The sequence below is a fragment of the Mycobacteroides chelonae genome, assembly GCF_016767715.1.
Taxonomy (GTDB): domain Bacteria; phylum Actinomycetota; class Actinomycetes; order Mycobacteriales; family Mycobacteriaceae; genus Mycobacterium; species Mycobacterium gwanakae.
Map to the genome: position 1 here is coordinate 1,158,121 of NZ_CP050145.1, position 14,704 is coordinate 1,172,824.

Consider the following 14,704-nt stretch of genomic DNA (forward strand, 5'->3'; position numbering starts at 1 on the left):
ACATGCGCCGATCACCTAGAATTTAAGTCGTTGGGGTTGACCACAGGATGAGGTGTTTGTCATGACGTCAGTAGTTGTGCGATGGGCTGTGGTCGGCGCCGCCGCGGCCGCGTTGGGCGTTTTGCCCGTGTCGCTGGCTTCGGTTGCCGCGGCCGATCCGCAGTGTGCGGACCCGGCGATGTGTCAGTCCGAGCCGCCCAACCCCGAGAACTGCAACGGCGGACCTGACGACATGGTGTGCACCCGTGCGGGGGACGCGGAACTGCACTCTTCGCCGAACCCGGCAGACATTCCGCCGGTGCCGCAGGCCGAGACTCCGCCCTGGATGGTTTTCGGTAACCCCGGTATGGGCGGCCACTAATCCGGTAAACCCGGGGAAGCACCGCCCTTGATGGTTGCTTTCAGATCCTAACGAGTTTAATGTTGTGTCGTTAGGGAATCTAAGCATTTAAGGGGTGTTGTCCCATGCCTGGCCTTCGATATGCCATGGCGGTGGTAGTGGCGGGTCTGCTGGCAGCGGTACCTGCCGGTGCCAGTTCTATGGATGTGGCTAGTGCCGTCCGTGGCGGACACGGAAACTGCGCGCAGCCTCGGACCGGATCGGAAGTGTGTATAACTCCGGGTGATGCCGAGCTGCGATCGTGGCCGGATCCGGCCGATCTGCCGACGCCGCCTGACGTTCCGTTACGCCCGGACAACCTCTGAGGTGGTTCAGGGCCAGAACCTTCGCGATACGTTCGAAAAAGCTGTGAACTAGCTGTATGACGTGCGAAAAGCGCCTAAAGTCAGACTCTGGGGTCGATGGATAGGCGAGGTGGTCGTCATGACGTCAACGGTGATGCGGTGGGTGGTGGCGGGAGCCGCCGCGGCGGCGTTGGTCGTCACGCCCGCGGTACTTGCCCCGATGGCTGCGGCAGAGCAGCCGTGCGCGGATCCGGCGATGTGCCAGGCACCGACACCGGGGCCGGTGCACGAGGATGCCGAGCTTCACTCGAAACCGAATCCAGCGGACATGCCGCAGGCCCCGCAGAGCGGCATGCCGCCGTGGCAGATGATCAACGCCCCCGGGGAAGCGCGTAACCACCCCTGAGCCTTGGCATCGTTAGGCATCAGCTGTGAACTGGCTGGGAATAGTGCCGGTCTGATGGCATCTTGAGACGGCTCGACTTATCGTCTTGCTCATGATGTTTGTGCTGGTACGGCGTGCGGCGCTGCTGGTGGCGGCGGGTGTGACCATCGGTATGCCGCTAGCGTTGGGGGTGTCGCATGCCGACCCCCCGTGCGCGCCGGGTGCGCCCGCATGCGCGCTGCCCACGGCTGTTGTCCCGCCGGCGGGTGCTCACGAAAAATGCAGTGCGCCCAAGCCGGGTGAAGAGGTTTGCGCCGAGCCCGGTGATGCCGAGCTCCACTCAACCCCGACGGCCCATATCCCGGCACCGCCGTTGACGGTTGCACCGACGAAGAGTGGTGCCGCGCTCTAGACGAATGCGCGTCCCGGCTCCTACGGTGGAGTTATGCGGTTGTCGCTGAGGCGCGCCGCGGTGTCAGTAGCAGTGACGAGCCTCGTCATGGGAGGTTCGGTGGTGGTGGGCGTTTCATACGCCGATCCATGCGCACCGGGTGCAGCGACGTGTTCATTGCCGACGACGTCCGAGACGCCGTCGGCGACAAGCCGTCCGAGTTGCCGGGAGTCGGCTCCCAGCCAACAGGATTGTTCAAAGCCGGGTAATGCCGAAATTCATTCGACTCCGGACCCTGCGCACGAGGCCACGCCGCCGTTGACGGTCGAACAGACCAAACCGGTGCCCACTGCGCACTGGCCCTAACGCGCGCCGCAGTCCCGTGAGAGCAGATCGGCGATCGTCTCGCGGCGTACCAGCTCGCGCACCCGTCCGTCGCGGACCGCGAGTACTGGGGGCCGTCCGACCAGGTTGTAGGACGAGGCCATGCTGTGGTTGTACGCACCGGTGCAGGCCACTGCCAGCACGTCGCCGGGGTGCACATCAGAGGGCAGGCTGACATCGCGGGCGATCTCGTCGCCGGATTCGCAGTGCCGCCCGGCCACCGTCACGAGTTGCGGTGGGGCAGAAGGATGCCTGTTGGCCAGCGCGACACTGTATTTCGCGTCATACAGTGAGACTCGCGGGTTGTCGCTCATGCCGCCGTCGACGGCCACGAAGGTACGCCCGCCGGGCTGGGTCTTGACCGAAACCACCCGGTACAGCGTCACTCCCGCGCGTGCGGAGATCGCGCGGCCGGGCTCCACGACGACGCGCGGGCGCGGGAAGCGCTCGGCCGCGCAGGCGGCGTCGAGGGCGTCGTCGATGAAGTCGCGCAGCTCGGCGAGGTCGAGTTCGGGGTCACCTGAGCGGTAGGGAACGCCGTGGCCGCCACCGATATTGAGTTCACCCAGGATCACGCCGTGCTTGGCGCGAATATCGGCCATCGCGGCGATCATGCGACGAATGGTTTCGCCGTAGAGCGTGCAGTCGGTGACCTGTGAGCCGATGTGGCAGTGCAGGCCGACCAGGTTCAGCAGGGGCTGGTCCAGCACACGGCGGACGGCCTCGGTGGCGTGTCCACTGTGTAGCGGGAATCCGAACTTCTGATCGGTGACGCCCGTCGTTACCGCGGCGTGCCCGTGGATGTCGATATCGGGGGTGACCCGTACGAGTACACGCTGGCGTTTCTTGAGCCGAGTCGCCAGGAACATGATCTCGGTGTTGGAATCCAGCACGATCCGGCCCACGCCGACCGCGGCGGCGTCACTGAGTTCGTCAGGGGTCTTGGCGTTGCCGTGCATGATGATTCGTTCCGGGTCGAAGCCGCCCGCCAGCGCGGTTGCCAGCTCGCCGGAAGAGCAGACATCCAGCGACAGGCCCTCTTGCGCCACCCAACGCGCGATATCGGTCGTCAGCAGCGCCTTGCTGGCGTACGCGATCTCGATCTCGCGCAGGGTGCGGCGATAGTGACGGGCGCGGTGGCGGAAATCCTCCTCGTCAACCACGTACGCAGGGGTGCGGAACTGGTCGGCGATTTCCGAGAGCGCCGTCTCTCCGACGCACATCCGGCCCTGCTCGTCCAGGTGTGTGGTGACCGGCCACACGGCCGGGTCGACGCGCGGTCGCGCCACGTTATGTAAGGACGGCAGGAGGTCCAGAAGTGTCATGCATCTACCGTGCGCCTGTGGCGACCCCATGCGGAGTTTCTTGACGTGGCCTTGACGGTGATGGGCCCGATTTTTTCGAGATCTGGGCGCCGTAGAATGAAGTCACCATGACTGTGACTGCCCCGCCTCTCGCCGGGGTGATCCGGACAGCCTTGCGGGATCCCGCATTCGATGTTCTTGCCCCGGCCCTCGCCGCCAAGACCGGCCTTGATCTGACGGCACCGTCGTGTGCCCGCCCATTTGTCGTCACCGGTATGGCCGATGCGAGCGATGCGCCTGTCCTGGTGGTGACGGCCACCAGCCGGGAAGCGCAAGATCTCGCCGCCGAGCTGCGCGACGTGTACGGCGACTCGGTCACCCTGCTGCCGTCGTGGGAGACACTTCCGCATGAACGCCTGTCACCCGGCGTCGACACCGTGGGTGCACGATTGCAGGTGCTGCACCGGCTCGCCCATCCGGAGGATTCCCGGATGGGGCCTGCGCTGCGGGTGGTTGTCACGACGGTTCGCTCGCTGTTGCAGCCGATGTCGCCCGAATTGTTCGATGTGGAGCCGGTCGAGCTCACCGTGGGTGCCGAGTCGGAATTCGACGGGCTGACCGCCCGCCTGGTCGAGCTCGCATACACCCGGGTGGACATGGTGGCCGGCCGTGGCGAGTTCGCGGTGCGCGGCGGCATTCTCGACGTCTTCAGTCCCACCGCAGACCATCCGGTGCGTGTGGAGTTCTGGGGCGACGAGGTCAGCGAGATGCGCTACTTCTCCGTTGCCGATCAGCGGTCCATCCCGGAGCTGCAGGTCACCTCCGTGCTGGCGATGCCCTGTCGCGAACTGCTCCTCACCGAGCAGGTGCGCACGCGTGCGGCCGAGCTCGCGGCGGCGGCCGGAGATTCCGGTAGTACCGAGAGCGAGCACCGGCTCGGCACCGGGCTGGGGGAGATGCTGGCCAAGCTGGCCGACGGAATCTGTGTCGATGGAATGGAATCGCTACTGCCCGTCCTGCATTCGGGTGAGCTGACCATACTGGTGGACCATCTGCCCGAGGGCACTCCCGTGCTGATCTGCGATCCCGAGAAGGTGCGCACCCGGGCGGCGGATCTGGAGCGCACCGGCCGGGAGTTCCTGGAGGCATCCTGGTCGGTCGCGGCGATCGGCGCCGATGCACCAATCGATGTTGCCGCGCTGGCGGATTCGGGATTTCGGGAGCTTGATGACGTCAAGCACGCGGCAGATGAGACCGGGCATCCGTGGTGGTCACTGAGCCCGCTGAGTATGGGCGACGATCAGGCGATCGATCTCGCGGTACGGCCATCGCCCTCCTCGCGCGGACACAAGGAGGGTGCGGCGGAGATCTTCGCGATGCTGCGCGCCCACGTGATGACCGGCGGGCGGGCTGTGGTGGTGGCCGCCGGTGCGGGCACCACGCACCGGATCATCGAGCAGCTGGCCGAAACAGAAACGCCGGCAAAGCTGTTGGATCCCGGGGCGGAGCCCGTTGAGGGCATTGTCGGTGTGCTGCGTGGTCACCTCACCGACGGTGTGGTGCTCGCGGGGGCCAACATCGTCATCGTCACCGAGACAGACCTCACCGGCAGCCGAGTCGCTGCCACCGATGGCAAGCGGTTACCCGCCAAGCGTCGCAACCAGGTTGACCCGCTGGCCCTCGCGGCCGGCGATCTCGTTGTGCATGATCAGCACGGCATCGGGCGATTTGTGGAGATGGTGGAACGCACCGTCGGTGGGGCGCGCCGCGAGTATCTGGTGCTGGAATACGCGTCCGGTAAGCGTGGCGCCGCCGCCGGTGGACAGAGCGACCGCCTGTACGTGCCGATGGACTCCCTCGATCAGCTGTCCCGGTATGTCGGTGGCGAATCTCCCGGCCTGAGCCGTCTCGGCGGCAGCGACTGGGCTAATACGAAGACCAAGGCGCGCAAGGCTGTTCGTGAGATCGCCGGTGAGCTTGTGGCGTTGTATGCGGCGCGTCAGGCCGCGCCCGGACATGCCTTCGCGCCGGATACTCCGTGGCAGCGGGAGATGGAAGACGCCTTCGGGTTTGTCGAGACGGTCGATCAGCTGACCGCCATCACCGAGGTGAAATCCGATATGGAGAAGCCGGTTCCGATGGACCGGGTGGTGTGCGGTGACGTGGGCTACGGCAAGACCGAGATCGCGGTTCGGGCGGCGTTCAAGGCTGTTCAGGACGGTAAGCAGGTCGCCGTGCTGGTACCCACGACGCTGCTGGCCGATCAGCATCTGCAGACCTTCACCAATCGCACCGCGGGATTCCCGGTGAAGGTGGCCGGCCTGTCGCGGTTCACCGATCCGGCCACCTCGAAGCTGGTCATCGAGGGAATGGCCGCTGGCTCAGTCGATATCGTCATCGGCACACACCGGCTGCTGCAGACCGCGGTGCGGTGGAAGGACCTCGGTCTGGTGATCGTCGACGAAGAGCAGCGATTCGGCGTCGAACACAAGGAACACATCAAGGCGCTGCGCACCCATGTCGACGTTCTGACCATGAGCGCCACCCCGATTCCACGCACCCTGGAGATGAGTCTGGCGGGCATCCGGGAGATGTCGACCATCCTGACTCCACCCGAAGAGCGTTACCCCGTGCTCACCTACGTCGGTCCGCATGACGACAAACAGGTGGCGGCCGCCTTGCGACGCGAGCTGTTGCGCGATGGTCAGGCGTTCTATGTGCACAACCGGGTGAGCTCCATCGATCGGGCGGCCGCGCGGATACGTGATCTGGTTCCTGAGGCCAGAGTTGTTGTGGCACACGGTCAAATGCCCGAGGAATTGCTGGAGCGCACCGTCGAGGGGTTCTGGAACCGCGAATACGACATCCTGGTGTGCACCACCATCATCGAGACGGGGCTGGACATCTCCAACGCCAACACCCTGATCGTGGAGCGGGCGGATATCTTCGGGCTATCGCAGCTGCACCAGCTGCGCGGACGCGTCGGCCGCAGCCGCGAGCGCGGTTACGCATATTTCCTGTATTCGCCCGAGGTGCCGCTGACCGAGACCGCATACGACAGGCTCTCGACTATCGCGCAGAACAACGATCTGGGTGCCGGCATGGCGGTGGCCATGAAGGATCTGGAGATCCGGGGCGCGGGCAATGTGCTCGGCGTCGAGCAGTCCGGCCACGTCGCCGGGGTGGGTTTCGACCTGTACGTCCGGCTCGTCGGCGAGGCTGTCGAGGCGTATCGCGCGGCGGCCGATGGCAAGACGGTGCAGACCGCCGAGGAGCCCAAGGAGGTGCGTATCGATCTACCGGTCGATGCGCACCTGCCCACCGACTACATCGGCAGCGATCGGTTGCGCCTTGAGGCATACCGCAGGCTGGCGGCGGCCGGGGACGCCGCGCAGATCGGCGCGGCGGTCGAGGAGCTCGTCGACCGGTACGGTCCGCTGCCGCTTCCGGTGCAGCGACTGGTCGCGGTGGCCTCGCTGCGTTTGCTGTGTCGTGAGATGGAAATCACCGATCTTTCGGTGGTCGGTACCAACATCCGAATACAGCCGTTGCCACTTCTGGATTCGGCGCAATTGCGGCTCAAGCGTTTGCACCCGGCCGCGCAATATCGCGCGACGACTTCCGTTGTGCAGGTGCCTATCCCGCGTGCCGGCGACGGGGGTGTGGGCTCGGAGCGCATCCGCGACCTGGAGCTGGTGCACATGATTGTCGATCTGCTGCTGGCGTTGTCGGGGCGCCCCGCGGGCAGTGTTGATATAACACCAGTGGAGGTGAGCAAATGACCGTCATCCTTGTGGACCCGCGCCATCCGTCGATGGTGCCGGTCGAGGCCGTCGGTTTGCTCGCCGGTGACCTGCAGTACACCGAAGAGCTTCCCGTCCGGCTGGCGTGGTCGCTGTCGACCGCACGTCCGGTGTACATCGGTGAGGACGCCCCGGCGCTGTTGTCCTCGGACCGCAACCATCCGGAGGTGAAGGCGCGGATCGCGGCCGGGGCCACGGTCATCGCACCGCCGGTGCGGCAGGGCGAGAAGCTCATCGACGCGGTGGCGGTAATGGACAGGCTGCGCACGAACGGCCCGTGGGAGGGCACCCAGACTCACGATTCGCTGCGGCGATACCTGCTTGAAGAGACCTACGAGCTGTTCGACGCGGTGCGTACCGGTGACGTCGACGAGCTTCGTGAAGAGCTGGGGGACGTACTGCTGCAGGTGCTTTTCCACGCCCGCATTGCCGAGGATGCCCCGGAGCATCCCTTCAACATCGACGATGTCGCCGAGGCGCTGCTGAAAAAGTTGGGCAACCGCATTCCGGTGATCCTCGGCGCCGGTGGCGATTCCAGCTCGATCTCGCTGGAAGAGCAACTGGCGCAATGGGAAGAGCGTAAGGCACAGGAGAAGGATCGCGACTCGTGTCTGGACGGCGTGTCCAGCAGCCAGCCGGCCCTGGCACTCACGCAGAAAGTGCTCGGCCGGGTGACGGCCGCTGGTCTGCCCGCCGAGTTGATCCCGGCGCAGCTGCTTTCGGTGACCATCGAACTGGATGGAGATGCCGAGAACCAGTTGCGTGCAGATGTTTTGGAATTCATGGATACCGTGCGTCGCGCCGAGAAGAGCATCCTGGCCGATCGCCGCGGTGAGGACACTGCCGCCGGGTTGGCGAGTGCCGATCTGCGTGATGTCGATGCCGGGGAGTGGCGCGAGCATTGGCTGAGGAATCCGGGTGAGGCTCCTGCCGACGATGCAGCCGAGGTAACCGCCGAGAGCTAGGGGCGTAGCCAGGAAAACCGTGCGGCGGGACTTTGCGCCCGGTCTCGTAGGACCATGGTCCGCACAGCATTTGCACAGCATTTAGGTACGCCATACCTTATCTACGTGGTGTTATCGGATGCGGTCCCCAATCTGTTGATTGGCCTGAGAGAGGGTCTCGAAGCAGGACTTGTGGTGAGCATCCTGCTTGCCGCTGTCCATCGTTCACCGCTGGCGGCCAACGGGCGCCGGGCCACGGCGCCGGTGTGGCGGGGCGTGCTCGGGGCGCTCTCGGTATCGGCCAGCTTCGCGGCGGTACTCACCTCCACGACCAGCTCGCTGGGCGCTACCGGCCAGGACGTGGTGGGCGGCGTGCTCAGCATCCTGGCCGTCGGGTTGGTCACCGCGATGATCTTCTGGATGTCGCGCACCGCCGCCAGCCTCTCCGGTGAGCTGTCCGGGAAGGTGGAGCACGCGCTCACCCTCGGTGCGGGCGCGCTGGCCCTGACGGCGTTCTTGGCGGTCGCCCGCGAGGGATTAGAGACCACGCTGTTCTTCTGGACCGCGGCCAAGGCGGCGGGGGAGACCACCGGACCGGTGATCGGTGGCGCCCTCGGGCTGGCGATCGCGGTGACGTTGTGCTGGCTGCTGTATCGCCGCGCGGTGAAGCTCAATCTCAAAGTGTTCTTCACCCGTACGGCGGTCGTGCTCATTGTGATCGCCGCCGGAATTCTGGCGTACGGCATCGGGGATCTACAGACCGCGGGCTGGTTGCCCGGGCGGACCTGGTACGCCTTCGATCTGAGTCAGCGCATCTCCGCGGACTCCTGGTGGGTCACCATCGTCACCGGCATCACCCAGCTCACCCCGCGGATGACCGTGCTGCAGGCGGTGGCCTGGGCTGGATACCTGATACTGGTGATACCCCCGTTCTTGCGGGTATCACGTGAAAATCATTCGCCCACTGGCCCATCCGATCCCGACGAGGAACCCTCGGCCTTCGCGCGCGTGATCGGCCAGCGCCCCTTCGCGGTTGCCGCGACCATCGTGGTGGTGCCGGTGCTCGTGGCAGCCGCGGTGATTGCGATTCTGCCGTCCGCCAACCGTGATGCCGATACGCAGGTCACCGTGACGGCCAGCGGTTGCGCCGACGACTGGACGTCCGCGGGTACCGGCCTGCAGACGTTCTCTGTCGTCAACAAGTCGGGCAAGACCGGTGAGATCAACCTCGTGGACGGCAACAACGGTGTGGTCGCCGAGATCGAGACCCTCGGCCCGTCCACCAGCGCCACGCTCACCGCGACGCTCTCGGACGGGACGTACAAGTTCGCGTGCCTGATGGCCGGAGAGCCCGCCAGATACTCCGCATCTCAACAAGTCCGGGGCAAGGCCGACCCCGGGGCGCCGCAGCCGGTGGTCAGGGTGACCGAGGACGATCTCAAGCCGCCGATGCAGGCCTACCAGCGTTACGCCGACAATCTCCTGGCGGTGCTGGGTACCCAAGCGCGCGCACTTCGTGCTGACCTTGCCGCGGGCAATATCGAAGCGGCGAAGAAGGATTGGCTGCCGGCGATTCTGACCTGGAATCGAATCGGTGCGGCGTACGGCAGTTTCAAGGACTACGGGGACGCCATCGCCGGGTTGCCGCATGGGCTCCCCGACGGAGTGCACGATCCCGATTTCAAGGGCTTACGCCGCCTGGAGTACGGGTTGTGGCACGGGCAACCCGCGCCGGTGCTGGTGCCGGTGGCAGACGAATTGGTCTCGACCATCGACAAGCTGCGTGCCAACTTGGCGGACGTGATGACCGAGCCGGCCGACCAGACGAAACGCCCACACGAAATCCTCGAGGACACCTTGCGATTCCAGCTCATGGGCTACACGAACCAGGGGGCGGGAACCGAGTACGCGGAGGCAGCGGCGGCGGTCGAAGCCACCCGCGCGGTGCTGGGCCAGTTCTCGGTGCTGATCAATCCCCGTGCGCCGAAGTTATTGGCAGAGAGTAACTCCCAGCTCGATATCCTTGACGCCGCACTCAAGGCGACGCAGCAGGGTGGACAGTGGCGTCCGCTCGAGCAGGTGCCGCTGGCCGGCCGCCAGGCGGTGGATGCCGCGCTGGGGCAGGTGCTCGAGACGCTCGCCTCGGTGCCGCTGCTCATCGAACTTCCGCCGAGCCGATGACCAAGGAGGCGCGCAATATGGATGTCAACCGCAGGAACTTCCTTCGCGGCGCGGCCATCGGGGCCGCAGGCACGGCCGTCACGGGTGCGGTGCTGGCGCACGGTGCCGAGGTCGACGCGAACGCGGCGGCAGTGGCCGCGCCCCCGAATCGGTACCCATTCCACGGGGCCAAGCAGTCGGGAATCCTCACCCCGGTGCCCGCAGAGAAGCAGAACTTCGCCTGCCACGTGGCATTCGATGTGACATCGAAGAACAGGGATGCGCTGGCTGGGGCCTTCAAGAAGTTGACCGAGCGGGCGCGGTTCCTTTGTACCGGCGGCACCCCGCCCGAGCTGGGGGTGGGGCAACCGCCGGCGGATAGCGAGGTGGTTGGGCCCGTGGTCGAGGCCGACGGCCTCACCGTCACAGTGGCAGTCGGGTCCAGCCTGTTCGATAGCCGATTCGGGCTGACCGACCGCAAGCCCGCCAAGCTCAAACCAATGACGGTATTTCCCAACGACTTTCCCGATGCGGCCTGGACACACGGTGATCTGCTGGTTCAGCTGTGCGCCCACAATCCGGATACCGTGCATCACGCACTGCGCGATATCACCCGCGCGGTGCGGGGCGATCTGCAGATGCGCTGGCGGATTGAGGGGTACAACTCGCCCCCACGCCCGTCCGGAACGGGCCGAAACCTCTTGGGGTTCAAGGATGGCACTGCCAACCCGGTGTCCAACGATGCCGAAAAGCTGATCTGGGTCGGCGATGGCGAACCCGCCTGGACCGCAGATGGCACCTACATGGTGGTACGCCTCATCCGGATGCTCGTCGAGTTCTGGGATCGGGTTTCCATCAATGAGCAGGAGCGGATGTTCGGTCGACGTCGCGACAGCGGCGCACCGTTGGACGGGAACAACGAGTTCGATAACCCCAACTACACGACTGATCCCGAAGGCCAGACCATTCCGCTGGATGCGCATATCCGGCTGGCCAACCCGCGCACCGCGGAAACTGACAACCAGCGGCTGGTCCGGCGTTCCTACAACTACGACCTGGGCGTGGAACCGAACGGGAACATGCAGTCGGGACATGTCTTCGTCTGTTTCCAGCAGGACCTCGAGCGCCAGTTCGAAACCGTGCAGAACCGGTTGAACGACGAGCCGCTCGTGGACTATGTGCAGCCGTTCGGGGGCGGATACTTCTTCGCGCTGCCGGGCGTCGCCGACGAGAACGACTGGTACGGCAGGACCTTGCTCAGCTAGCCGAAGAGCGCCTGGCCCCAGTACTCCTTGGGGCCCAGGCCCGGTGGACAGGCGAAGATCGCCGAACCGGTGTGCAGGATGTATTCGTTGAGGGCGTCCTCGGTGGCCAGCTTGCGCTGCATCGGGATGAACTGCGATTGCGGATTGCGCACGAAGGCGATGAAGAACAGCCCCGCGTCCAAATGCCCGAACCCGTCCGACCCATCGGTGAAGTTGTAACCGCGGCGCAGGATCTCGATACCGCCCAGTTCTTCGGCGGAGGCCAGTCGCACGTGCGCGTCCACATCCAGCAGCGGTTCCCCGTCGGATTTCTTGCCGGTGAAGTCGATGGCCGCGAACTCGTCGCTCTGGCCGATCGGCGCACCCGATCCCTTGGAGCGCCCGATGACTCGTTCCTGCTCGTTGAGTACGGTACGGTCCCAGCTCTCGATCAGCATCCGGATGCGCCGCGCCACCAGGTAGGTGCCGCCGGTCATCCATTCGGGGTTGTCGCCCTTGGCCACCCAGACGCTGGTGTTGACCTTCCCGGTGTCTTCGGCCTTGATGTTGCGGGTGCCGTCCTTGAAACCGAACAGGTTTCGCGGCGTCACCTGCGACCGGCTGGTCGAGGAGGTGCGGCCGAATCCCAGCTGCGACCACTTGACCGCGACGGTTCCGAAGCCCACCCGGGCCAGGTTGCGAATGGCATGCACCGCGACTTGCGGGTCGTCGGCGCAGGCCTGAATGCAGATGTCGCCGCCGCAGCGAGCAGGGTCCAGCTTCTCGTTGCGGAACTTCGGCAGTTCCTGCAGTGGCGCCGGTAGCTTGTCGGCGATGCCGAACCGGTCCACCCCGTCCTTACGGAAGAACGAAGGGCCGAAGCCGATCGTCAGGGTCAGTGCGGACGCGGCCAGGTCCAATGCCTCGCCTGTATCGGTCGGCGGGGCATAGGGATTGCCGTCGATCGCACCGCCCGGCGTGGTCTCCTCACCCTGGGACATCCGCTCGGCCATCTCGGTCCACTGACGCAGCATGGCCTGCACCTCGCCGCGGGTGGCGTTGGGCATCACGTCGAAGGCGCAAAAATGCATCCGGTCCTGCGCCGGGGTGGTGATCCCGGCCTGATGCTCGCCGCGGAACGGGACTTTGACGTTGTCCGGTCCGACGCTTGCCGCGCTTGCGCGGCCGCCCAGCACTCCCGCTCCCGCAGCGCCGGCCACGGCGGCGGTAACCCCCGCCGCGCCCAGCAGCTTGCGGCGGTTGAACCCGTTACCGTCCGGCGATGACACCCTGCACCTCGCTGACCTCCTTGGACAACGCGTCGATGGCATGTGCCAGCTCGATGCGCTGATCCTGGGTCACCGTGTCGTAGAAGACGAATCCGTCACCCTTGCGGTACTTGCCCAGCAGGGTATCGACTTCCTTGAACCGCTTGTCGATCGCCTGTCCTAGTTCGGGTTTGCGCTCATCGAGGATGGGGCGCACGGTAGCGACCGCGTTCTGCGAGCCGTCCACGTTGGCCTGGAAGTCCCACAGATCGGTGTGGCTGAAGGCCTCTTCCTCGCCGGAGATCTTCGTCCTGGCCACCTCGTCGAGCAGCGTCTGCGCTCCGCCGGCGATCTTGGTGGTGTTGATGTCGAAGTCCTTGGCGCGCACGCCGTCCGAGAGCTCCTTGATGTCCTTGAGCAGCTGATCGGCGATGGCGTCGGTATCGGGCTGCAGGCCGGTCACCCACAGGTCCTTCTCCAGGCGGTGGTAGCCGGTCCACTTCTCGCCGGGCTGAAGGTCGGCTTCGCGCAAGTCGATTCGCGGGTCCAGGTCGTTGGGGAAGGCCTCGGCTACCGGCTCGATCCGCTCGTAGTACACGCGGCTGGTCGGGTACTGGGCCTTGGCGGAGGCAATGTCCTTGGCCTTGACCGCCTCGACGAACTTGCCGGCGGATTCACTGAGGGCGTCCACCTGGCTGATCACGTAACCCCGGTAACGGTCCGTGGCGTCCTTGAACTTGCCCTCGGCGTCGAGCTTCACCGCGGCCCCGGTGATCGTGAAGTCGCCGCGAATGCCGTCACCGATCATGCCGGGCTTGCAGGCGGTTTGATACGTGCCGGGCTCGGTGAACTGCACGATGAGCTTGCGGTTGATGCCCGAGCCGATGTTCTCGACCTCACCGAGCGCGCGGTCGCCCTTGTCGTAGACGTAGAACTCGGTGACCTTCGACCCGTTGTTGGTCACCTTGAAAGTGACTGGGCCCGTGGTGGCTTCGGTCTTGGACACCTCGCAGCTGGTGTCGGTGGCGGTCACGGTGATCTCCTGACCAGCACCGGCGGCACCACTCTCGGCGGGCTCCTTGGGGGTGCAGGCCGCCAAGGTTGTACCGGTGGCCATCGCAAGCGCGGCGGCTACGTAGGCGAGTGATGGTTTCATCCAGCGGTCCTCTCGGGTTGGGCTTCTGTGGTGTCGGTGGTGGGCGCCTTGGGCTGAGTGGCCACAGGACGTAGGAAGAGGCCGAGCACGATCACCAGGTAGGTGATCCAGCCCGCCAGTTGCAGCACCGTCGGGGTCGGTGTCACGTTGAAGATGCCGCGCAGCAGCTCGCCGTACCAGGCGCTCCAGTCGAACCAGCCGGTGATGTCAAAGGCCTTGTGCGACAGTCCGGGCAGCCATCCGACGGTCTGGAGGGCGCCGATGCCATAGGACAGGATGCCGGCGGCCACCACGACCAGGAAGGCGCCGGTGTATTTGAAGAACTTGCTCAAGTTGATCTTGACCGCGCCGCGGTACATGCCATAGGACAGCGCGGCCGCGGCCGCGACGCCGGTGACGAGTCCGGCCAGGGGCCAGGCGGTTTCGGCCTTGGCGTACCCGACCATGAACAGGGCCGTCTCGACGCCCTCACGCCCGACGGACAGGAACGCCACGGTCAGGACCGCCAGCGAGCCGGCTTCCAGTGCCTGGGCCATGCCCTGGCGCAGCTCGCCGGCGATGCTGGCGGCGGCGGTGCGCATCCACAGCACCATGGTGGTCACGATGGCCACCGCGACCAGCGAGGCCACCCCGGCGATCGCTTCGGCGCCCAGGTCGCTGATGGTGTTACTGCCGAAGTGGATCGTCAGGAAGACGAGCAGGGTCATCGCGATGGCACCGGCGACACCTAGCCACACCCAGCGCAGCGCGTCGCGTCGGTTCGACTTGACCAGGAACGCCACCAGGATCATCACGACGATCCCGCATTCGAGGCCCTCGCGCAGTCCGATGAGGCCGCTGCTGAAGTATTGCGAGAAGTGAGTCGGCCCGTCGGCTAGGACGCCGATACTGCGCATGTCCAGGGTCCTTTTCCTTCATGTGACTTTGGCTAGCCAACGCTTGCCAAGGTGCGGCTGACCTTACCTGAATAGGTCCTGTGGA

General features: G+C 65.6%; 13 protein-coding genes. 9 read left to right on the top strand and 4 right to left on the bottom strand.

What is annotated here, in order from left to right; translation table 11 throughout:
• Positions 1 to 61 precede the first annotated feature (61 nt).
• The 5 genes from HBA99_RS05695 (at position 62) to HBA99_RS05715 (ending at position 1,826) form a co-directional block, all read left to right on the top strand.
• A complete protein-coding gene (locus HBA99_RS05695) occupies positions 62 to 361 on the top strand; it encodes a hypothetical protein (protein ID WP_030094581.1) in 300 nt (99 codons plus the stop codon).
• A 104-nt stretch (positions 362 to 465) separates the two neighbouring features.
• Complete coding sequence (locus tag HBA99_RS05700) at positions 466 to 705, top strand: hypothetical protein (protein WP_046252770.1); 240 nt, start codon at positions 466 to 468, stop codon at positions 703 to 705.
• 118 nt (positions 706 to 823) lie between these two features.
• Entirely contained in the window at positions 824 to 1,090 is a 267-nt protein-coding gene (locus HBA99_RS05705; RefSeq protein ID WP_046255558.1) for a hypothetical protein, read from the top strand.
• A 91-nt stretch (positions 1,091 to 1,181) separates the two neighbouring features.
• Positions 1,182 to 1,481: a hypothetical protein gene (locus HBA99_RS05710; protein WP_046252771.1), complete on the top strand. Its 300-nt coding sequence runs from the start codon at positions 1,182 to 1,184 to the stop codon at positions 1,479 to 1,481.
• Positions 1,482 to 1,514: 33 nt separating this feature from the next.
• The gene (locus tag HBA99_RS05715) at positions 1,515 to 1,826 is read left to right on the top strand and encodes a hypothetical protein (RefSeq protein WP_046252772.1); all 312 of its coding nucleotides are present in this window, start codon (positions 1,515 to 1,517) and stop codon (positions 1,824 to 1,826) included.
• On the opposite strand, the gene lysA is transcribed toward HBA99_RS05715, so the two are convergent.
• Positions 1,823 to 3,169, bottom strand: coding sequence for a diaminopimelate decarboxylase (lysA, locus tag HBA99_RS05720; protein WP_070951439.1), 1,347 nt, complete (start codon positions 3,167 to 3,169; stop codon positions 1,823 to 1,825). The two genes, HBA99_RS05715 and lysA, sit on opposite strands and share 4 nt — an antisense overlap.
• Before the next feature lie 107 nt (positions 3,170 to 3,276).
• On the opposite strand from lysA, the gene mfd reads away from it, so the two are divergent.
• The 4 genes from mfd (at position 3,277) to efeB (HBA99_RS05740) (ending at position 11,320) form a co-directional block, all read left to right on the top strand.
• Positions 3,277 to 6,930, top strand: a complete 3,654-nt coding sequence (gene mfd, locus HBA99_RS05725; RefSeq protein WP_070951438.1) for a transcription-repair coupling factor — start codon at positions 3,277 to 3,279, stop codon at positions 6,928 to 6,930.
• Positions 6,927 to 7,916 (top strand): nucleoside triphosphate pyrophosphohydrolase, encoded by a 990-nt coding sequence (locus HBA99_RS05730; RefSeq protein ID WP_070951437.1) that lies wholly within the window; start codon positions 6,927 to 6,929, stop codon positions 7,914 to 7,916. Before mfd ends, HBA99_RS05730 begins: the two co-directional genes overlap by 4 nt.
• Before the next feature lie 105 nt (positions 7,917 to 8,021).
• Positions 8,022 to 10,076: an iron uptake transporter permease EfeU gene (gene efeU / locus HBA99_RS05735; protein WP_070951436.1), complete on the top strand. Its 2,055-nt coding sequence runs from the start codon at positions 8,022 to 8,024 to the stop codon at positions 10,074 to 10,076.
• 17 nt (positions 10,077 to 10,093) lie between these two features.
• Positions 10,094 to 11,320: an iron uptake transporter deferrochelatase/peroxidase subunit gene (gene efeB, locus HBA99_RS05740; RefSeq protein WP_081347383.1), complete on the top strand. Its 1,227-nt coding sequence runs from the start codon at positions 10,094 to 10,096 to the stop codon at positions 11,318 to 11,320.
• On the opposite strand, the gene efeB (HBA99_RS05745) is transcribed toward efeB (HBA99_RS05740), so the two are convergent.
• From efeB (HBA99_RS05745) to efeU (HBA99_RS05755), 3 genes are read right to left on the bottom strand one after another with little or no spacing between them, the layout of a single operon-like run.
• Positions 11,317 to 12,588, bottom strand: a complete 1,272-nt coding sequence (efeB, locus tag HBA99_RS05745; RefSeq protein ID WP_070951435.1) for an iron uptake transporter deferrochelatase/peroxidase subunit — start codon at positions 12,586 to 12,588, stop codon at positions 11,317 to 11,319. The two genes, efeB (HBA99_RS05740) and efeB (HBA99_RS05745), sit on opposite strands and share 4 nt — an antisense overlap.
• Positions 12,569 to 13,723 carry an iron uptake system protein EfeO gene (gene efeO / locus HBA99_RS05750; protein WP_046252779.1) on the bottom strand — a complete coding sequence of 385 codons (1,155 nt, stop codon included), beginning with the start codon at positions 13,721 to 13,723 and terminating at the stop codon, positions 12,569 to 12,571. Before efeO ends, efeB (HBA99_RS05745) begins: the two co-directional genes overlap by 20 nt.
• Entirely contained in the window at positions 13,720 to 14,619 is a 900-nt protein-coding gene (gene efeU / locus HBA99_RS05755; protein WP_030094592.1) for an iron uptake transporter permease EfeU, read from the bottom strand. Before efeU (HBA99_RS05755) ends, efeO begins: the two co-directional genes overlap by 4 nt.
• Between the last annotated feature and the right edge of the window lie 85 nt (positions 14,620 to 14,704).